The 18,805-nt window shown below is 69.2% G+C and carries 17 protein-coding genes and 2 tRNA genes; 10 read left to right on the plus strand and 9 right to left on the minus strand.

Annotation, left to right across the window (positions count from 1 at the left end; all coding sequences use genetic code 11):
• Positions 1-59: 59 nt before the first annotated feature.
• From uvrC to AC07OY_RS07795, 7 genes are all read left to right on the plus strand, one after another.
• On the plus strand, positions 60-1,952 hold the full coding sequence (gene uvrC, locus AC07OY_RS07765; protein ID WP_495041995.1) for an excinuclease ABC subunit UvrC: 1,893 nt from the start codon (positions 60-62) through the stop codon (positions 1,950-1,952).
• 136 nt (positions 1,953-2,088) lie between these two features.
• The gene (locus tag AC07OY_RS07770) at positions 2,089-2,622 is read left to right on the plus strand and encodes a hypothetical protein (RefSeq protein ID WP_495041933.1); all 534 of its coding nucleotides are present in this window, start codon (positions 2,089-2,091) and stop codon (positions 2,620-2,622) included.
• Between the two features lie 64 nt (positions 2,623-2,686).
• Positions 2,687-3,253 (plus strand): CDP-diacylglycerol--glycerol-3-phosphate 3-phosphatidyltransferase, encoded by a 567-nt coding sequence (pgsA, locus tag AC07OY_RS07775; protein WP_495041934.1) that lies wholly within the window; start codon positions 2,687-2,689, stop codon positions 3,251-3,253.
• Positions 3,254-3,477: 224 nt separating this feature from the next.
• Positions 3,478-3,750, plus strand: a complete 273-nt coding sequence (locus AC07OY_RS07780) for an HU family DNA-binding protein (RefSeq protein WP_056201680.1) — start codon at positions 3,478-3,480, stop codon at positions 3,748-3,750.
• A gap of 25 nt (positions 3,751-3,775) precedes the next feature.
• Positions 3,776-3,851 (plus strand) — tRNA-Val (locus AC07OY_RS07785).
• Between the two features lie 103 nt (positions 3,852-3,954).
• Entirely contained in the window at positions 3,955-5,868 is a 1,914-nt protein-coding gene (locus AC07OY_RS07790) for a SurA N-terminal domain-containing protein (RefSeq protein WP_495041935.1), read from the plus strand.
• 28 nt (positions 5,869-5,896) lie between these two features.
• Positions 5,897-5,972: transfer RNA gene (locus AC07OY_RS07795), tRNA-His, on the plus strand.
• An 80-nt stretch (positions 5,973-6,052) separates the two neighbouring features.
• Here the strand turns inward: AC07OY_RS07795 and AC07OY_RS07800 are convergent.
• The 3 genes from AC07OY_RS07800 to AC07OY_RS07810 form a co-directional block, all read right to left on the minus strand.
• A complete protein-coding gene (locus tag AC07OY_RS07800) occupies positions 6,053-6,256 on the minus strand; it encodes a YjfB family protein (RefSeq protein ID WP_495041936.1) in 204 nt (67 codons plus the stop codon).
• Between the two features lie 122 nt (positions 6,257-6,378).
• On the minus strand, positions 6,379-6,834 hold the full coding sequence (locus AC07OY_RS07805) for a hypothetical protein (protein ID WP_495041937.1): 456 nt from the start codon (positions 6,832-6,834) through the stop codon (positions 6,379-6,381).
• Positions 6,835-6,935: 101 nt separating this feature from the next.
• The gene (locus AC07OY_RS07810; RefSeq protein WP_495041996.1) at positions 6,936-7,397 is read right to left on the minus strand and encodes an Lrp/AsnC family transcriptional regulator; all 462 of its coding nucleotides are present in this window, start codon (positions 7,395-7,397) and stop codon (positions 6,936-6,938) included.
• 134 nt (positions 7,398-7,531) lie between these two features.
• Between AC07OY_RS07810 and AC07OY_RS07815 the strand changes: the two genes are divergently transcribed.
• Complete coding sequence (locus AC07OY_RS07815) at positions 7,532-9,790, plus strand: aminotransferase class V-fold PLP-dependent enzyme (RefSeq protein ID WP_495041938.1); 2,259 nt, start codon at positions 7,532-7,534, stop codon at positions 9,788-9,790.
• 166 nt (positions 9,791-9,956) lie between these two features.
• The gene (gene xopAW / locus AC07OY_RS07820; RefSeq protein WP_495041939.1) at positions 9,957-10,667 is read left to right on the plus strand and encodes a XopAW family type III secretion system calcium-binding effector; all 711 of its coding nucleotides are present in this window, start codon (positions 9,957-9,959) and stop codon (positions 10,665-10,667) included.
• Between the two features lie 3 nt (positions 10,668-10,670).
• Here xopAW and AC07OY_RS07825 read toward each other — a convergent pair whose 3' ends face one another.
• Positions 10,671-11,753, minus strand: coding sequence for an NAD(P)/FAD-dependent oxidoreductase (locus AC07OY_RS07825; RefSeq protein WP_495041940.1), 1,083 nt, complete (start codon positions 11,751-11,753; stop codon positions 10,671-10,673).
• 157 nt (positions 11,754-11,910) lie between these two features.
• On the opposite strand from AC07OY_RS07825, the gene AC07OY_RS07830 reads away from it, so the two are divergent.
• Positions 11,911-13,098 carry an MFS transporter gene (locus AC07OY_RS07830; protein ID WP_495041941.1) on the plus strand — a complete coding sequence of 396 codons (1,188 nt, stop codon included), beginning with the start codon at positions 11,911-11,913 and terminating at the stop codon, positions 13,096-13,098.
• Here AC07OY_RS07830 and AC07OY_RS07835 read toward each other — a convergent pair.
• From AC07OY_RS07835 to kynB, 5 genes are all read right to left on the minus strand, one after another.
• Entirely contained in the window at positions 13,088-14,011 is a 924-nt protein-coding gene (locus AC07OY_RS07835; protein ID WP_495041942.1) for a DUF3616 domain-containing protein, read from the minus strand. The genes AC07OY_RS07830 and AC07OY_RS07835 overlap by 11 nt on opposite strands.
• A 73-nt stretch (positions 14,012-14,084) precedes the next feature.
• Complete coding sequence (locus tag AC07OY_RS07840; protein ID WP_495041943.1) at positions 14,085-15,908, minus strand: aminopeptidase P family protein; 1,824 nt, start codon at positions 15,906-15,908, stop codon at positions 14,085-14,087.
• Positions 15,909-16,067: 159 nt separating this feature from the next.
• Entirely contained in the window at positions 16,068-16,898 is an 831-nt protein-coding gene (gene kynA, locus AC07OY_RS07845; protein WP_495041944.1) for a tryptophan 2,3-dioxygenase, read from the minus strand.
• 2 nt (positions 16,899-16,900) lie between these two features.
• Positions 16,901-18,157, minus strand: a complete 1,257-nt coding sequence (gene kynU, locus AC07OY_RS07850; RefSeq protein WP_495041997.1) for a kynureninase — start codon at positions 18,155-18,157, stop codon at positions 16,901-16,903.
• On the minus strand, positions 18,154-18,792 hold the full coding sequence (kynB, locus tag AC07OY_RS07855; RefSeq protein ID WP_495041945.1) for an arylformamidase: 639 nt from the start codon (positions 18,790-18,792) through the stop codon (positions 18,154-18,156). Before kynB ends, kynU begins: the two co-directional genes overlap by 4 nt.
• Positions 18,793-18,805: the final 13 nt, after the last annotated feature.

Below are 18,805 nucleotides of genomic sequence, written 5' to 3' on the forward strand. Positions count from 1 at the left end.
CTGAATGGGCCGCCGAAAGGGCCGCCATCGAAGCCGCCGAGAAGCAGCGCGCCGCCGAGATGGAAGCCGCCGCACGCGAGGCCCGCGAGCGCCTGCAGGCCGAAGTCAATGCCCTGCCGGCACTGCCCGGCGTCTATCGATATTTCGATGCCCGCGACGAGGTGCTCTATGTCGGCAAGGCCAAGGACCTGAAGCGCCGCGTCAGCAGCTACTTCCAGAAGAACCACGGCGGCACGCGCATCGGCATGATGGTCGCGCGCATCTCCCGCATGGAGACCACGGTGGTGCGCACCGAGGCCGAGGCGCTGCTGCTCGAGAACAACCTGATCAAGACGTTGAACCCGCGCTTCAACATCCTGTTCCGGGACGACAAGAGCTACCCCTATCTGAAGATCACCTCGCACAGCTATCCGCGCATGGCCTATTACCGCGGCGCGGTGGACAAGCGGCATCACTATTTCGGCCCCTTTCCGAGCGCCTGGGCGGTCAAGGAGTCCATCCAGCTGATGCAGAAGGTGTTCAAGCTGCGCACCTGCGAGGACAGCGTCTTCAACAACCGCAGCCGTCCCTGCCTGCTGCACCAGATCAAGCGCTGCTCCGGCCCCTGCGTGCCGGCCGGCCAGACCGGCGACTACGCGCGCGACGTGCAGAGCGCCGAGCGCTTCCTGCGCGGCGAGACCGACGAGGTGATGGCCTCGCTGCAGGAGCAGATGGGCGCCTATGCCGAACGCTACGAGTACGAGCTCGCGGCCGAGGTGCGCAACCAGATCCAGGCCCTGTCCAAGGTGCTGCAGCAGCAGGTCATCGAGGAGAGCAGCGCAACGGGCCGCGACCGCGACGTCGACGTGCTGGCCGTCAAGGTGCAGGGCGGCAAGGCCTGCGTGAACCTGGCCATGGTGCGCGGCGGCCGCCATCTCGGTGATCGCGCCTTCTTTCCCAAGCATGTCGACGACGCGACAGCCATCCAGCTGGACGACGAGGAGAAGCTGTCGCCTGAGCGACAGGTGCTGGAGGCCTTCATGGCCCAGCACTATCTGGCGTCACCGGTGCCCGGCCTCATCGTCGTCAGCGACGTCGTCGATGCCGGGCTGGCCGAGGCCCTGGGCGTCCAGGCCGGCAGCCGCGTGACCGTCCAGGCCCAGCCGCGTGGGCAGCGGCGCATCTGGCAGGAGATGTGCATCAAGGGTGCCGAGCTGGCGCTGGCCCGGCTGCTGGCCGAGGAAGGCTCGCAGCAGGCGCGCACGCGGGCCCTGGTGGATGCGCTGGACCTCACGCCGCCCGAGATCGACAAGTTCCGCGTCGAATGCTTCGACATCAGCCACACGGCCGGCGAGGCGACGATGGCCAGTTGCGTCGTCTTCGAGAACCACCAGATGCAGAGCAGCCAGTACCGGCGCTACAACATCGAGGGCGTGACCGGCGGCGACGACTACGCTGCCATGCGCCAGGTGCTGACGCGGCGCTACAGCAAGATGGCCGAGGCGGCCCAGCTCGGCACCGGCCGCCTGCCCGACCTGGTGCTGGTGGACGGCGGCCGTGGCCAGGTCAGCATGGCGCGCGAGGTCTTCGAGGAATTGGGGCTGGACCTGGGCCTGATCGCCGGCGTCGAGAAAGGCGAGGGGCGCAAGGTCGGCCTGGAGGAGCTGGTGTTTGCCGATGGCCGCGAGAAGGTCTATCTTGGCCGTGACTCCGCGGCGCTGATGCTGGTCGCCCAGATCCGCGACGAGGCCCACCGCTTTGCCATCACCGGCATGCGTGCCAAGCGGGCGGCGACGCGCACCGGCGGCTCACGGCTGGAGGATGTGCCGGGCGTCGGGCCGAAGAAGCGTGCCCAGTTGTTGCAGCGTTTCGGTGGTGTGCGTGGTGTGGCGGGGGCCAGCGTGGACGAGTTGTGCAGCGTGAAAGGCATTTCGCGCGAGCTGGCCGAAGAGATCTACCGCGCGCTGCACTGAAGTGCAGAGCGCGCGAACTGGCCGAAGAGATTTACCGCGCGTTGCACTGAGCTACATCCGGCCGGGCCGGGGTGAGACATTCGTCGCACCTCGCCAGCAGCGCCAGGCAGAACAATTCAAGCCAGAGGAGAACGCCGTGCCCACCATCGATCGTTTGAAGCGTGCCACCCGCTGGCTGATCGGCCCGCTGCTGGCCGGCTGCGCGGCAGCGCCGCGGGCACCGGCGCCTGTGCCTGCGATACCCACGGACGGCGTGCCGCGCGCCGTGGTGCTCGAGCCCGCGCCCAAGCCATCGCCGGCCGTTGTCGACGCACCCAAGCCCGCCGGCCTGCCGCCGCCCAAGGCGGTGCGCACCCAGGATGAATTGCGCCGCCAGGCCGCCGAGCGCCTGATCATGGCCAACCCCGAGCGCAGCATGACGACCAAGGCGCCCTCGCATGTGCTGAGCGTCGTGGTGCTGGAAGTCGAGGTCAAGGCCGACGGCAGCGTGAAGCGCGTCAATGTCGTGCGCAAGCCCAGGTTCGCCCCCGAGACCCTGCAGATGGCCATCGACGCCATCCACCGTGCCGCGCCCTTCGGCGATGTGCGCCGCATGCCCGAGCCCTGGAAATTCACCGAGACCTTTCTTTTCGAGGAAGACCGCCGCTTCAGGCCGCTGACCCTGAACTGAGGGCTGGCCGCCACAGTCGCCGAAGCTCTGCCGGGCGGCGCGCCGACATGGGCACAATGCCGGCATGTTCCTGACGCTGCCGACTCTGCTGACCTGGGCCCGCATCGTGGCCATCCCGCTCATCGTCGGCGTGTACCACCTCGAGCTGGCGGCGGCGCACCAGAACCTCTTCGCCACCGTTCTCTTCGTCGTCGTCGCATTGACCGACTGGCTGGACGGCTATCTGGCGCGCAAGCTCAACCAGACCTCGTCCTTCGGCGCCTTCCTCGATCCGGTGGCCGACAAGTTCCTGGTCTGCTCGGCCCTGCTGGTGCTGCTGGAACTCGGGCGTGTCGACGCCTTCGTGGCCCTGGTCATCATCGGCCGCGAGATCGCCATCTCGGCCCTGCGCGAATGGATGGCCCAGATCGGCGCCTCGCGAAGCGTCGCCGTGCACATGGTCGGCAAGCTGAAGACGACGGTGCAGATGGTGGCCATTCCCTTCCTGCTCTATGACGGGCAGCTCTTCGGCCTCATCCCGACCCGCCTCTGGGGCACCTGGCTGATCTATGCCGCCGTCGTGCTGACCATCTGGTCCATGGTCTATTACCTGCAGAAGGCGCTGCCGGAGATCCGCGCCAAGGCGCGCTGAACCTTGGGCCCGGCTTACGCCGGACACCGAGTTGTATCGGGACTTTTCCCGCCCTGACCACCACCGGACGCGCGTCTAGAATCCGCTTCCCCGCGCGCGCCTTGGCCGCCAGCAGTCGGCTTTCACAGGCCGCGCAGTGCGCGGGATCGACATCTGCATCGCAGTCCTGCAGCCGTCACGGCGCAGGGCTCAACAGTCCGCTGAATTGTCATGAGGGGGCACGAGTGAACAAGTCCGAATTGATCGAGCACATCGCCAAGCAGGCCGACATCTCCAAGGCTGCAGCAGGCCGCGCGCTCGAAGCCGTGATCGGCGGCGTCAAGACGACGCTGAAGAAGAACGGCACCGTCTCGCTGGTGGGCTTCGGCACCTTCAGCATCACCAAGCGCGCTGCGCGCGCCGGCCGCAACCCGCGCACCGGCGACACCATCAAGATCAAGTCGGCCAAGGTGCCCAAGTTCAAACCCGGCAAGGCGCTCAAAGACGCCGTGAACTGAACCTTCAACCGGTCCCGGTTTTTCCGGGCGCTTAGCTCAGTTGGTAGAGCACCTCCCTTACACGGAGATTGTCGGCGGTTCGAGCCCGTCAGCGCCCACCACCCGCCCCCAAGGCGGCGTTGTCGTCTCGCATTTAGAATGCGGCTCCCTCGAAGGCGAACCTCGGTTCGCCTTCGTCGCGTTTGATCCTCAAGGCTCCTCGAGATGTTTGAATTCGTCCGCCAGCACAACCGCCTGTTCCAGTTCCTGTTGATGCTGTTGATCCTGCCGTCCTTCGCCCTGGTGGGCATGCAGGGCTACACCAGCATGATGGGTGGCGCCAATGCCGCCGTGGCCAGCGTCGATGGCCGCAAGATCACCCAGGCCGAATGGGAGGTGGCGCAGCGCGAGCAGGCCGACCTGATCCGCCGCCAGAACCCGTCGGTGGATCCCAAGCTGCTGGACACGCCGGAAGTGAAGCAGCAGGCCCTCGAGAGGCTGGTCGGCGAACGCACGCTGCAGGCCGCGGCCAACCACCAGCACTTCACCGTCAGCGATGAGCGCCTGGCCGCCCTGTTCCAGCGCGATCCGCAATTCGCCTTCCTGCGCAACCCCGACGGCACGATCAACAAGGCCATCCTGGCCGCCCAGGGCATGAACTCGGCCATCTTCGTGGAGAAGCTGCGCCAGGACCTGTCCCTGCGCCAGGTCACGTCGGGCGTCGAATCGTCCAGTCTCGCCGCCGCCGCCAACGCCAAGCTGGCCTTTGACTCGCTGCTGCAGCAGCGCGAGGTGCAGCTGCAGCGCTTCGACATCAAGGATTTCGCGGCCAAGATCAATCCCAGCGATGCGGACGTCGAGGCCTTCTACAAGGAACCGGCCAACGCTGCGAAGTTCCAGCTGCCCGAGTCGGCCCAGATCCAGTACGTCGTGCTGGACCTGGAAGCGCTGAAGAAGGACGTCAAGTTCAGCGAAGACGACCTGCAGAACTACTACAAGGAAAACGCTGCCCGCTACGGCGTGCCCGAGGAGCGTCGCGCCAGCCACATCCTCATCAAGGTGGAGCGCAGCGCGCCCGCCGACGAGCGCGCCAAGGCCAAGGCCAAGGCGGAGGAGATCCTGGCCCAGGTGCGCAAGAACCCCGGCGAGTTCGCGGCCCTGGCCAAGAAGAACTCCCAGGACGAGGGTTCGGGCGCCAATGGCGGCGATCTCGACTTCTTCAGCCGTGGCGCCATGGTCAAGGAGTTCGATGCTGCCGTCTATGCGATGAAGCAGGGCGAGATCAGCAACCTGGTCGAGACCGATTTCGGCTATCACATCATCCAGCTGACCGGCACCCGCGGCGGCGACAAGAAGCCTTTCGAGGCGGTGCGCGCCGAAGTCGAGAACGAAGTGCGCAAGCAACTGGCCCAGCGCCGCTATTCCGAAGCGGCCGAGCAGTTCGGCAACCTGGTCTACGAGCAGTCCGACAGCCTGCAGCCGGCCGCCGACAAGCTCAAGCTGCAGGTCCAGACCGCCACCGTGCAGCGCAAGGCCCAGCCGGGCGTGGCCGGTCCGCTGGCCTCGGCCAAGCTGCTGGAAGCCGTCTTTGGCAACGATGCGCTGCGCAACAAGCGCAACACCGAAGCCGTCGATACCGGTCCCAGCCAGCTGGTGTCGGCCCGCATCGTCCAGCACAACCCGGCCCGCGTGCCGGCGCTGGCCGACGTCAAGGACAAGGTGCGCGCCCAGCTCGTGCAGAAGCTCGCCACCGAGCAGGCCAAGAAGGCCGGTGAAGCCCGTCTGGCCGCGCTGAAGGCCAACCCGGCCGATGTCGCCGGCCTGGACGCCGCCGTCACCGTGTCGCGCGCCGTGCCGCAGAACCTCACCCGTGCTCAGCTCGAGGCCATCCTCGGCGCCGACGCCGCCAAGCTGCCAGCCGCTGTCGGCGTGGCTGCCGACGACGGCGGCTATGTCGTGGTTCGCATCAACCAACTGAAGCCGCGCGACGCCGCCGTCATCGACGACAAGCGTGCCGCCCAGCAATACGCCGCGGCCTGGGCCCGCGCCGAAGGCCAGGCCTATCTGGCTGCGCTGAAGTCCCAGTACAAGGCCGGCATTTCCGCGGCCGCGCCGGCCTCGGCTGCCAGCGCCCCCTGATTTTTGGGTTATACTTTTTGGCTCTGCGGTGGCTGTAGCTCAGTTGGTAGAGTCCAGGATTGTGATTCCTGTCGTCGTGGGTTCGAGTCCCATCAGCCACCCCAAATAAAAGCAAAGACCTGGAAGCGAAAGCCTCCAGGTCTTTTTGTTTTCCGCCCCTCGCGGGGCTGCCAGTTCAGGCGGCTCAGGCGTAGACGTTCAGGTTTCGGCCCACCGAGCCATCGGTGGCCAGCGCAGGCTGTTGAGGCAGCGAACTGATCAGGGCGATGGCACCCTGTTCCTGCACGTCGAGGGCCTTGCGCAGCACCAGCAGGTTCACCGCATCGGCGGTTTCGCCTTGGGCCTGGCTGGTTGCGGTGCGCACGCTGGGGGAATTGGCAATGTCCATATCGCGGCTATCGGCAGAACCGATGGGAACTTGAGGCCTCGGGATGGCGCTTCAGTCGCGGAATGAAAAAAGGACCTGGAAGCGAGCCTCCCGGTCCTTTTGCTGGCGGCGCGAGCCTGTCCTCAGCGCATCGTGTAGCCACGCCCGTCCATGCAGGCCTCGACGGCGCGCTGGAAGACGCTGGCGTCGGACATGGCGGCCTGCTGCGTCGTCGCCCAGCGGTTGCAGTCGCGGCTGTCGCCTTCCAGCTGCGCGCTGCTCTGGCCGTTGCGCGGATAGATGATGGGCACGGCACGCGAAGGCGGCGGCGCCGGTTGCGTGTAGACCGGCTGCGGCTGGACATACACGGGCTGGGGCGGCGGCGGAGGCGGCACATAGACCACTTCGCGTTCGCGGTCGGCATGGTGGGCCATCGCGATGAGGGGCAGGGCGACTGCCAGGCCGACCGCAAGGCCAACGCCCGAGCCACGATGGTGGTGGTGATGGTGGTGGTGGCCGTAGTGGCGGGGGCCGGCGCTTGCCAGGCCTTGTGCGGCCACCAGGGCGGTGGCGACGAGGACGCGGGTCAGGGTGTTCACGGCGGGCTCGCTCGAGTGGGATTCGGCGAACTTAACGCGGCCACGCCGCTTCGGTGCACTGCGGCTGCCCGCAATTTGCAACACACCGTAGCAAATGGGCGTCAACCGACGTAGCCGAGGGGCAGGGCGGTCGTCAGCTTGAGTTCTTCCATGGCGAAGCTGGAGCTGACATCGTGGAGCTGGGTGCCGGCGATCAGCCGCTTGTAGACGCGGTCGTAGGCCGCGATGTCGGGCACGACGACGCGCAGCAGATAGTCCACGTCGCCGCTCATGCGATAGAACTCGACGACCTCCGGAATGGCCTGCACCGTGGCCTTGAAGGTCTCGAACCAGTCCTGGGAGTGGATGCTGGTGCGCACCGAGACGAAGACGGTGACGCCGACATTGACCTTCTGTGCATCCAGCAGCGCCACCTGGCGGGTGATGACGCCAGCCTCCTTCAGGCGCTGGATGCGCCGCCAGCAGGGGGTCGTCGACAGGCCGACCTGCTGCGCGATCTCCGCCGTCTGCAACTCGGCGTTCTGTTGAAGGATTTCCAGAATGCGGATGTCTATGGAATCCATTTTCATGAAATGGATGATACGCAGCATTGCATGCTCTACCGCGGCAGCGGCAAGCCGGCTTGCGCAACCCATTTCCGCCCCGGGCTGGCAACAATAGCCGCCAGCGCCCCTCACCGCCGCGGCGGTCCAGCATCATGGAAATCTATCTCGACGCCAACGCCACCACGCCCGTTCTGCCCCAGGCCCGCGAGGCCGCCATGGCGGCGATGGCCGAGGACTTCGGCAATCCCAGCAGCATCCACAGCACCGGCCTGAAGGCGAGGGCGCTGATGGACGGTGTGCGGGCCCGGGCGCGGCGCGTACTGGGGGCGGGCACGGGCAAGCTGCTCTTCCTCAGCGGCGCCACCGAAGGCATCCAGACGGCCGTGCTGTCGGCCCTCAGCGCGCTGCGCGACGCGCCCGGCCGGCCCGAACTGCTGCTCTATGGCGCCACCGAGCACAAGGCCGTGCCCGAGGCCATCAAGCACTGGAATGCGCTGCTGGGCCTGAACCTGCAGGTGCTGGCCATCCCCGTCGGCGGCGACGGCCGCCATGACCTCGCCTGGCTGCGCGAGCATGCGCCGCGCGCTGGCCTGGTCTGCACGATGGCGGCCAACAACGAGACCGGTGTCATCAGCGACCTCGACGGCATCGAGGAGGCGCTGGCCGGCAGCCCGGCGCTGTGGATGGTGGACGGCGTGCAGGCCCTGGGCAAGCTGCCGCTGCGCCTGGCCGAGCGCCGCATCGATTACGCGCCTTTCTCGGGCCACAAGCTCTATGCGCCCAAGGGCATCGGCCTGCTCTATGTGCGCGAAGGCGCGCCCTTCACGCCGCTGCTGGCCGGTGGCGGCCAGGAAGGCGCGCTGCGTTCGGGCACCGAGAACATGTCCGGCATTGCGGCCCTGGGTGCTGTGCTGGCGGCCCTGGACGAAGGCCGGACCTTCCGCGACCACGTCACCCTGGTCGCCTTCCGTGATCGCCTCGCCGCCGCCCTGCAGCAGGCCTTCCCCGGCCTGGTCTTCAACGCGCCGCCCGAGCTCTGCCTGCCGACAACGCTGAACTTCGCGGTGCCCGGCATCAGCTCCAAGCTGCTGCTGGACCTCTTCGACGCCGCCGAGCTGCGCGTCAGCGGCGGCTCGGCCTGCAGCGCGGCCAAGGCCCAGCCCAGCTATGTGCTGGAGGCCATGGGCCTGCCGGCCTGGCGGACGGCCTCGGCCGTGCGCCTGTCCTTCGGCCCGGTGGCCGACGCCGCCTTCATCGACGAGGCCTGCGCGCGCATCCGCATCTGCGGCGAGTCGCTGCGCGAAAGCTGCCTGGACCCGAGCGCCCCCGGGCAAGCCCTGCCGGCCGACGGCCTGACGCGTTTCGTCGTGGACGGTGCCTGCTGCTATCTGCTGGCCGATGCCGCCAGCCGCCGCGCCGTCGTCGTCGACCCGCTGCCCGAACTGACCGAGCGTCTCGCCCAGTGGCTGAGCTGCCAGGGCTATGAACTGGCCGCCGTGCTGGACACCCACAGCCACGGCGACCATGCCTCGTCGGCCCCCGAGCTGCTCGCCGCCGCCCGGCAGCAGCGCGGTGCCGTCGACGGCCTCGGCTGGCCTGTCGGCGCCGAGGCCATCGAGCTGGGCGCGCTGAAGCTCAGCCGCATGGCCATCCCGGGCCACACCCAGGACTCGACGGCCTATCTGCTGCATGACGAGACATTGGGCGGCAATGGCCTGCGCCTGGCCTTTGTCGGCGACACCGTCATGCCCGGGGCGCTGGGCCGCAGCGACTTCGAGCAGAGCGCGCCGCTGGACTACGGCGCTTCGCTGGCCCGGCTGGAGCGCGTCGTCGGCGCCCAGACCCTGCTGCTGCCTGGCCACGACTACGACGACCGCTTCGCCAGCACGCTCGCCGTCGAATGCCTGGCCCAGCCCCTGCTCGGTGACGTGCTCGGTGGCCGTATCGACGCCGCCGGCTTTGCCGCCGCCAAGGCCGAGCTGGAGCAGGGCCTGGCGCTGACCGAATACCAGACCGTCGCCTGCGGTGCGCGCGTCGACAGCGCCTGCCCGCTGGCGTCCAGCGAGATGAGCCTGAACGAACTGCACGAGCTGCTGCGCGAACATCCTCAGCTGCTGCTGGTGGACGTGCGCGAACCCTATGAGCAGCGCCTGGGCCAGGCGCCCGAGCTGGGCGCGGCGGTGCGCCGGGAAGCCGTGGCCCTGTCGGGCCTGCCCAATGCGCTGGCGCGCTGGCTGACCCTGCCGGCCGAGACACCGGTCGTGTTCTTCTGCCGCAGCGGCAACCGCAGCGCCCAGGCTGCCCAGGCGCTGCGCCGGCTGGGCCATCAGCAGGCCTGGAGCCTGGGCGGCGGCTTGGCGCTGTGGCCGCGCGCCCTGGCCGGCGCAGCGGACGCCGCCCTGGCGATCTGATCGCCGGAACTGCACCGAGCTGACCACCCAATTCAACGCATCGAAGCCGCCTTTGTGTCGACCCCGACACATGGCGCATACGAAGGACTTACTCGCGCTTTCAAGAATGAATCGTCCCGCCGCACAGGGCCGCGGGGCGATCCACAACCCTTGAAAGGAGTAGCCAATGAGCACGATCAGTGGCCTGGGCGGTGCCAACCGGTCCTGGGACGTCGGGCAGCAGCAGAGCCGCCGCGCCGACCATGAAGCCCGCATGTTCGCCAAGGTGGACAGCGACGGCAGCGGTGGCGTGGACGCCACCGAACTGGCGTCCATGCTGGAGAAGGGGCCGCTCAGCGGCCAGGCCGGCGACAGCGCCGAGCTGTTGAAGCAGATGGACGGCGACGGCGACGGCAGCCTGAACAGCGAGGAGCTGAGCCAGGGCCTGCGCGAGCTGATGCCGCCGCCATCGTCGACGATGGCGTTCGCGCAGTCGCGCGGCGCGGCCAACGACGAGGGTGACGATGCGTTTGCCGCGCTCGATGGCGATGGCGACGGCCAGCTGTCGCGTGCCGAGTTCGAGGCCGGCAAGCCTCAGGGCGGGCCTGGCGGGCCGCGCGGACCGGGCGGCATGCCGCCACCGCCCCCGACCTCCGCCAGCAGCGAAACCAGTTCCACTTCGACCGACTACGACCCGCTGGACGCCAACCAGGACGGCACGGTGTCGCAGATCGAGCGCCTCGCCGGCCAGCTGAAGGAGCTGGCACAGACGTCCAGCGACTCGGGGCAGGGCGTCAACACCGAGATCGCCGCGCTGGCGCAGAAGCTCTACGACCAGCTCAGCAGGAACTGGCTGCAGCAGTCCGGCGCCGAGTCGCAGCTCAGCATCACGGCCTGAGGCTCAAAGCCGGCTGGCGACCTCTTCGGCCAGGGCCAGGGAGGCCGTCAGCCCGGGCGACTCGATGCCGAAGAGCTGCACCAGACCCGGCGTCGCCGTGTCGATGCGGAAGTCGGCCGCGGCTTCGCCCGGGCCGGTCAGCTTGGGCCGGATGCCGCTGTAGGCCGGCTGCAGCGCTCCCGCCGGCAGGCCGGGCCAGTAGCCGCGCACCTCGGCTTCGAAGGCCGGCGCCAGTGCCGGATCGACAGCGTAGTCCAGCGCGGCCGGATCGGTATCGGGCAGCCACTGCACATCGGGCCCGAAGCGCGCCTGGCCACCCAGGTCCAGCGTCAGGTGCACGCCCAGGCCGCCATCCACGGGCAGCGGGTAGATCAAGCGCGAAAAGGGCGCCCGGCCGGCCAGGGAGAAATAGTGGCCGCGCGCAAAGCGCAGCCGCGGACTCGGCGTGCCCAGCGATTCGGCGACCTGGCCGGCAAACAGGCCCGCTGCATTGATGACGCAGCGCGCCCCCAGCTCGAAGTCGGAGCCGACCCGCAGCCGCCAGCCGTTCGCCTCGCGCTCGCCGCCCGTGACGGGGCTCGCCAGTGCCAGCGTCGCGCCGGCGTTCTCGGCGTCGGCCAGCAGCGCGGTCATCAGCCCATGGCTGTCGACGATGCCGCTCGATGGCGACATCAGCGCGCCTGCGGCATTCAGCGCCGGCTCCAGCGCCAGCGTCTCGGCGCGGCTCAGCAGCCGCAGGTCGTCGACACCGTTGGCGGCGCCGCTGGCCGCGATCTTGTCCAGGCGATGCAGGTCTGCTTCTCGTGTCGCCACCACCAGCTTGCCGCAGCGGCGGTGCGCAATGCCACGCGCCTCGCAGTAGTCGTAGAGCAGCTGCCAGCCGCGCACGCACAGACTGGCCTTCAGGCTGCCCGCCGGGTAGTAGAGGCCGGCATGGATGACCTCGCTGTTGCGCGAGGAGATGCCGGTCCCGATGGCGCCGGCGGCTTCGATGACGACGACCTCGCGTCCACGCAGGGCCAGCTCGCGCGCGATCGCGAGGCCGACGACGCCGGCGCCGATGACGGCAATATCCACCTGATCCATGACCCGAGTTTGCCTTGCCTAGAATGCGCCCCGTGCCGCGGCTAGTGCCGCGACACCGTCTCTGCCGAGGGGTGCTGCGACGAAGGCCATGGAACCTTCGCCACGCTGGGTGAGGATGACAGGACAAGGGCGCCCTCTGTGAAGAAGAGGCTCCTGCATGCATTCCCCTCCAGCATCCGCATCCATACGAACCATCCTGCCGCTGGCCTTCGTCACCGGCGTCAGCATGGCGGCGATGGATCTCTACCTGCCCGCCGTGCCGGCCCTGCAGACCGGCCTGGGCATCAGCGTGCCGCTGGCCCAGGCGACCGTGGCGGTCTACCTCGCCGGCCTGGCCGGCGCCCAGCTGCTGTGGGGCGAGCTGCTGAACCGCCTCGGCCCGCGGCGTTCCATCGAGATCGGCCTGGCGCTGCTGGTGCTGACCAGCCTGGGCTGCGCGCTGGCTCCCAATGTCGAGACCCTGCTGGTGCTGCGCCTCTTGCAGGGCGTGTCGGCCGCGGCGGCCACCGTGGTGGCGCCCACGGTCGTGCGCGCGACGCTGGCGGATGCCGACGTGGTGCGCGGCATCGCGGCCATCTCGATGGTCGAAGCCATCGTGCCGGCGGCCGGGCCGGTGCTGGGTGCGCTGCTGCTGGGCGTGACGGACTGGCGTGGCACCTTCTGGGTGCTGGCGGCCCTGGCCCTGCTGGTGCTGCCCTGGGTGGTGAAGATCGCGCCGCGCCGCCTGCCCGGCCTGGACATGAAGCACGACGCCGGCTATCTCGGCATCCTGCGCAACGGCAGCTATCTGCGCTTGGCGAGCTCGCATGCGCTGTGCATAGGCGCGCTGCTGACCTTCCTGGCCAGCGCACCCCAACTGCTGCAGCACACCCTGGGCCTGGGCACGGCGGCCTTCGCGCTGCTGCAGGTGCTGGGCGTCTCCTCCTTCATGCTCGGCGCCTCGCAGTCGGGCAAGCTGGCCCAGCGCCTGGGCCATGCGCGGGTCGTGAGGCTGGGCAGCGTCGTCCAGCTGGTGGCCTGCGCGGCAGCCCTGCTGCTGGCGTGGAGTGGCGCGCAATTGCCCTATGCCGTCGTGGCCGCCTACTGGATGTGCTTCTGCGGCGCCCTCGCCATTCGCGGCCCGGCCACCTTTGTCGATGCCCTGGCGGTGCCGCCGGCGCAGATGGGCCGCGCCACGGCCCTGCTGGTGCTGGCCCTGCTGGCCGCGGGTGCGCTGGGCACGCAGTTGGTGGCGCCTTTCCTCGGCCATGCGGACAGCGCCGTGCCGGTGTTCGCCGGCGTGCTGATCCAGCTGCTGCTGAGCGCCGCCCTGGTGTGGCGCTATCCGGTCGTGGTCAAGGCCTGATGTCCAGGGCGCGGAAGGAGCGCCTGGCTTTGTCCGCGTCCTTGCAGGCCTTGTTGCCGACCATCACGCCGCCGTCGTCGCTGAGCAGCGTGACCTGGCCATCGGGCCAGGCGAACAGCGCCTCGGGGCGCAGCGTGCCGAGCTCGGCCTTGACCGGGCTCGGCGCCTCGCCGGCCTTGCCGCTCCAGCGGAAGAGGGCGAAGCTGCCCGCGTCGGCGGGCGGCCCGGCGGCGATCAGATAGGCGCCGCCGACGCGCTCGAGCGAGCGCACGCCGCGCCCGCCCAGGTCCAGGCGGATGACGCTGCCAAAGCGCGCCGGACCCTTGCCTTCTACCAGCTCGGCCGGGTTCAGCAAGGGGATGAGGAGGGCTTTGCCTTGGGGAATCGGGTTGCGCAGGCCGATCAGCAGGCTGCCTTCGGGTGTCGCGGCCAGGCCTTCGATGTTGAGGCCGCCCGGCGCCTCGGCGGCCAGCCCCGCGGCGTCCGACAGCTTCAGTGCCGCGAGAGTGGGTGCCGCGAGCAGATCGGCCAGCAGGGCCGTGTAGGGCTGGCCGACAGGCTCGACGGTCGTGCCGCGGATCTCGGTGGCGAAGAAGCGCCGCCGGTCCTCGCGGACCTTGCCCGCGCTGTTGCGCGCATGCGAGGCGATCCAGTAGATGCGCTTGCCGACCTGGGCGGCGCCCTCGAGGTCGGACTCCTTGTCGGCCTTCAGGAACTTGTCGATGTCGACACGGCTCACGGCCTTGGCCTCGCCGCGCTTGTAGATGCCGAGCTTGTTGCGCTCATCGTCGGCGACGACAAAGTGGCTGGCGTCCAGCGCCACCGCCGCCGAGGCATCGCAGATACCCTCGTAGCGCACCTGCGCCCCGGCCGCGCCCGCCGCGATCAGCAGCAGCGCGGCCAGCGTGCTCACTGGTGCACCCTTCGCGCTATGCGCTGTCCCGCCAAGCGGGAGCGAGCTTGCTTGGGGCGGCCCGGCGCAGCGCTCATGCGGACAGCGGTTCGGTGCGTTCCATCAGCCAGGCCAGGGCAGCGCCCGTGACCTTGGGGGCCAGGCGCTCGCGCACCGTGGCGTGATAGCCGTTCAGCCAGGCGATCTCGTCGGTGCGCATCAGGCGCATGTCGATGCAGCGGGTGTCGATGGGGCAGAGCGTCAGCGTCTCGAACGCCAGCATCTCGCCGAAGGCATTCTTCTCCGGCGTCTCGATGGCCACGTTCATGACGAGGTTCTCGATGCGCACGCCCCACTGGCCCGACCGGTACAGGCCCGGCTCGATGGAGGTGATCATGCCGACCTCCATGGCCATGGCCGGTTCGGCGATGGCCTTGCTGATGCTCTGCGGGCCTTCGTGCACATTCAGGAAATAGCCCACGCCATGGCCGGTGCCGTGGCCGTAGTCCAGGCCGTGTTCCCACAGCGGCGCGCGGGCGAGGGCGTCCAGCATGGGGCTGAGCGTGCCGCGCGGGAAGCGGGCGCGCGACAGGGCCAGCGTGCCCTTGAGCACCAGGGTGTAGTCGCGCTTGTGCGCGGCGCTGACCGTGCCGATGGGCCAGACGCGGGTGATGTCCGTCGTGCCGCCGTGGTACTGGCCGCCGGAGTCGATCAGCAGCAGGCCGTTGCCTTCGATCTGGGCGAAGGACTCGGGCGTGGCGCGGTAGTGCGGCAGGGCGCCGTTGGCCATCCAGCCGGCAATCGTCGAGAAGGACAGGCCGACAAAGCCCGGGCGCTTGCGGCGCGCGGCCGTCAGCCGGGTGTCGATGTCCAGCTCGCTCCAGCGCTCGCCGCGCGCCATGGACGCCTCGAAGTCGGCATAGAACTCGCACATGGCCGCGCCGTCTTCGGCCATGGCCTCGCGGATGAAGCCGGCCTCCTCGGCGGTCTTGCGGCTCTTCAGCAGCGTGCTGGGGTTGATCTGCTCAACGACGACGGCCGTGGCCGGCACGGCCTCGCGCAGGCCCAGGGTCACGCGGCGCGGGTCGACCAGCAGCCTGGCCGCGGCGGGCAGGGTGGCCAGGGCCTTGGCCGCGTCGGCATAGGGCGCCAGCGCGATGCCGTCGGCGGCCAGGCGGGCGGCCACGTCGGCCGGCACCTTGCCGTCGGCGATGAAGAGGCGGCCGGCCTTGTCGTCCAGCAGCAGATGGGCGATGAAGACGGGGTTGCACTCGACATCGCTGCCGCGCAGGTTCAGCAGCCAGGCCAGGTCGTCCACGGTCGACACGAGATGGTGGCTGGCGCCGACGCTGGCCATGGCCATGGCCTTGCGCACGCGGGCCAGCTTGTCGGCGCGCGGCACGGCGGCGAAGGGCGCGGCGTGCTCGTAGACGGGCTCGGTCGGCAGGCCGGGGCGGTCGTCCCAGGCGTCCTGCACGAGGTCGAGGTCGGTGCGCACGCTGATGCCGGCGCGCTGCATGGCCGTGCGCAGCGCGTTGGCCAGCGACAGGCCCAGCACCTGGCCGTCCACGGCCAGCACCTGGCCGGGCTGCAGGGTCTTGGCGATCCAGTCGATGTAGATCGTCGAGGCGCCGGTGGCCATCTTCTCGAGCGTGATGCCGCTGCCGGCGATCTGCGCCTCGGCCTGGGCCCAGTAGCGGCTGTCGGCGAAGAGGGCGGCGCTGTCACGCGTGACCACCAGGCTGCCGACCGAGCCGGTGAAGCCCGACAGGTATTCGCGGCCCTGCCAGCGGCCGGGCAGGTATTCGGACAGGTGAGGGTCGCTCGAAGGCACCAGCACGGCATGCACGCCGTGGGCGTTGAGGGCGTCGCGGATGCGCTCGATGCGCAGGCGGGTTTCGTGGGTGCGGGTGTCCATGGCGTCAGGACCTCGGTCAGCGACCCGCGCCGGGTGGGCGCCAGGTCATGGGAAGGGGTGCGGGAATTGTAGAAGCCGGCTTGGTCCCAGCCCAAAGTCAGGGCGGAGTCCCCCGTTGGGGCTTCAAGGCCGGTTCCGGAATTCGCATCCGCATCGTGTCTACAGCTCGGTCCGCAGCGTCCACAGCTCCGGGAACAGCACCACGTCCAGCATCTTGCGCAGATAGCTGACGCCGCCGGTGCCGCCGGTGCCGCGCTTGAAGCCGATGACGCGCTCCACCGTCGTCACATGGCGGAAGCGCCAGAGGCGGAAGGCGTCCTCCAGGTCCACCAGCTCCTCACCCATCTGGTAGAGGTCCCAGTGCTCCTCGGGTGCGCGGTAGACGGTCAGCCAGGCCTGCTTGACGCCCTCGTCGGCCACATGGGGCTGGGTCCAGTCGCGCTCCAGGTTGGCGGCGGGCACCGGGATGCCGCGGCGGGCCATCAGCTTCAGCGCCTCGTCGTAGAGAGACGGCGCCTCGTACGCTTCCTTCACTTGCGCCAGCAGGTCGGGCCGGTGCTCGTGGGGCTTGAGCATGGCGGCGTTCTTGTTGCCGAGCATGAACTCGATGCGCCGGTACTGGGCGCTCTGGAAGCCGCTGCTCTTGGCCAGGTAGGGCCGCACGGCGCTGTACTCGGGCGGTGTCATCGTCGCCAGCACGTCCCAGGCGTGGACGAGCTGCTCCATGATGCGCGACACCCGCGCCAGCATCTTGAAGGCCTCGGGCAGGCGGTCGGCCGCCACATTGGCGATGGCCGCCTGCAGCTCGTGCAGCATCAGCTTCATCCACAGCTCCGAGGTCTGGTGCTGCACGATGAAGAGCATCTCGTTGTGGTCGGGCGAGAGCGGCTTCTGCGCGTTCAGGATGGCGTCGAGCTGGAGATAGTCTCCGTAGCTCATGTCCCGCGAGAAATCGAGCTGGGCGCCGTGGTGTTCGATCTTGTCGCTCACGATCAGGTCACCTTCGATCGGGACGTGAACTGGGGCGCGTCCCAGGACCTGGTCTCGAGGATGTTGACGAGCACATCCACGGCCCGCGCCACGTCGGCAAAGCCGTTGTACAGCGGCGCGAAGCCGAAGCGCAGCAGCTCGGGGTCGCCGGCGCGGAAGTCGCCGATGACGCCTTGGGCGATCAGCGCCTGCATCACCGCATAGCCGTCCACGCCCTGGGGCAGCGAGAACGACACCTGCGAGCCCCGCATGGCCGAGTCGCGCGGCGTGGCAACGACGGCGCCGGGCACGCGGGCCTCCACGCTGTCGATGAAGGCCTCGGTCAGGGCCAGGGACTTGTTGCGCAGGGCCTTGATGCCGCCCAGCTTCTGGGCCGCGTCGAACACGTCCAGGGCCGTGTCCAGGCCGGTCATGGCCAGCACCGCGGGCGTGCCGCACTGGTATTGCTGGATGCCCGGGGCGGGCTGGTATTCGCTGTCGAAGTCGAAGGGGTTGGCATGGCCCAGCCAGCCGGTCAGCGGCTGCCAGACCTGGCCCTCGTGGCGTGGGTGCATCCACACGAAGGCCGGCGCGCCCGGGCCGCCGTTCAGGTATTTGTAGCCGCAGCCGATGGCGAAGTCGGCAGCAGCGCCCAGCAGGTCGATGGGCACGGCGCCGGCGCTGTGCGCCAGGTCCCAGACGGCCAGCGCGCCGGCCTGGTGGGCCCAGCGTGTCAGCAGGGCCATGTCGTGCATGCGGCCGCTGCGGTAGTTCACATGCGTCAGCATCAGCACGGCGCAGCGCTCGTCCAGCAGCGGCGGGATGTCTTCGGGCGACTCGGTCAGGATCAGCTCGCCGCCATGGGCGCGCACCACGCTCTGGGCGATGTAGTTGTCGGTCGGGAAGTTGCTGCGCTCGCTGACCACCACCTTGCGCTTGCCCTGCTGCAGTTGCAGGGCGGCATGCAACACCTTGTAGAGGTTGACCGAGGTCGAGTCGGCCACCAGCACCTCGCCAGGCCGCGCGCCCAGCCAGGGCGCCAGCCGGTCACCCAGGCGGCGCGGCAGGTCGATCCAGCCAGCGCTGTTCCAGCTCTTGATGAGGCCCTCGCCCCACTCCTGTTGCACGGCGCGCTGGATGCGCTCCGGCGTCGCCTTGGGCAGGGCGCCGAGGGAGTTGCCGTCCAGGTAGGTGAGCCCTGAAGGCAGTTGGAAGAGGTCGCGCAGGCTGCGCAGCGGGTCGGCGGCGTCGAGCCGCTTGGCGTCTTCGAGATTCATCAGAGTTCCCTCAGGATGGCGCGCACCGGGCTGGCACAGGCGCCTTGTAATTTCAGGGGCAGGGCGATCAGTTCGTAGTCGCCCGCGGGCACGTCGTCGAGCACGAGGTTCTCCAGCACGCGCAGGTCGTGGCGGCGCAACTGCTGGTGGCTGTCCAGCACCTTGGAGTCGGCCGGGTCGACGCTGGGCGTGTCGATGCCGATCAGCCTCACGCCACGTGCAGCCAGCCATTCGACGGCCTCGGGCGCGTAGGCCGTGAAGGCTGGGTTCCACACCATGTCGGCTTTCTCGCAGACGCGCACCAGCACGCGTGGCGGCAGATCGGCTTCAGCGTGCTGCAGATGCTCGACCGTGATCAGCGGCGCGGCGCCGATGGCGTGGATGACCCGGCAGCGGCCGAGATAGGTGTCCAGCGGCACCTCGGCAATCGCGGGCGCGTCGTTGGCGTAGTGCAGGGGCGCATCCGCATGCGCGCCCACATGGGGGCTCATCGTGATGGCGCTGAGGTTGACCGGGCAGCCGGGCGACAGCTGGGCGGTCCAGCGCAGGCTGTAGGGCTCGTCGCCCGGAAAGATGGGCGCGTCGGGGGCGACGGTGGGAGAGATGTCCCAGAGTCGGGGAGAGAGGTTGGAGCTCATGGCGGCGGCACCA

It is taken from the genome of Roseateles sp. GW821-FHT09H10 (assembly GCF_059415865.1).

What these genes read in the sequence shown, in the direction of transcription:
- uvrC (WP_495041995.1), top strand. Translation starts at nt 60, where the DNA reads ATGGAAGCCGCCGCACGCGAGGCCCGCGAGCGCCTGCAGGCCGAAGTC.
- pgsA (WP_495041934.1), top strand. Translation starts at nt 2,687, where the DNA reads ATGTTCCTGACGCTGCCGACTCTGCTGACCTGGGCCCGCATCGTGGCC.
- AC07OY_RS07790 (WP_495041935.1), top strand. Translation starts at nt 3,955, where the DNA reads ATGTTTGAATTCGTCCGCCAGCACAACCGCCTGTTCCAGTTCCTGTTG.
- AC07OY_RS07800 (WP_495041936.1), bottom strand. Translation starts at nt 6,256, where the DNA reads ATGGACATTGCCAATTCCCCCAGCGTGCGCACCGCAACCAGCCAGGCC.
- AC07OY_RS07810 (WP_495041996.1), bottom strand. Translation starts at nt 7,397, where the DNA reads ATGGATTCCATAGACATCCGCATTCTGGAAATCCTTCAACAGAACGCC.
- AC07OY_RS07815 (WP_495041938.1), top strand. Translation starts at nt 7,532, where the DNA reads ATGGAAATCTATCTCGACGCCAACGCCACCACGCCCGTTCTGCCCCAG.
- xopAW (WP_495041939.1), top strand. Translation starts at nt 9,957, where the DNA reads ATGAGCACGATCAGTGGCCTGGGCGGTGCCAACCGGTCCTGGGACGTC.
- AC07OY_RS07825 (WP_495041940.1), bottom strand. Translation starts at nt 11,753, where the DNA reads ATGGATCAGGTGGATATTGCCGTCATCGGCGCCGGCGTCGTCGGCCTC.
- AC07OY_RS07830 (WP_495041941.1), top strand. Translation starts at nt 11,911, where the DNA reads ATGCATTCCCCTCCAGCATCCGCATCCATACGAACCATCCTGCCGCTG.
- AC07OY_RS07840 (WP_495041943.1), bottom strand. Translation starts at nt 15,908, where the DNA reads ATGGACACCCGCACCCACGAAACCCGCCTGCGCATCGAGCGCATCCGC.
- kynB (WP_495041945.1), bottom strand. Translation starts at nt 18,792, where the DNA reads ATGAGCTCCAACCTCTCTCCCCGACTCTGGGACATCTCTCCCACCGTC.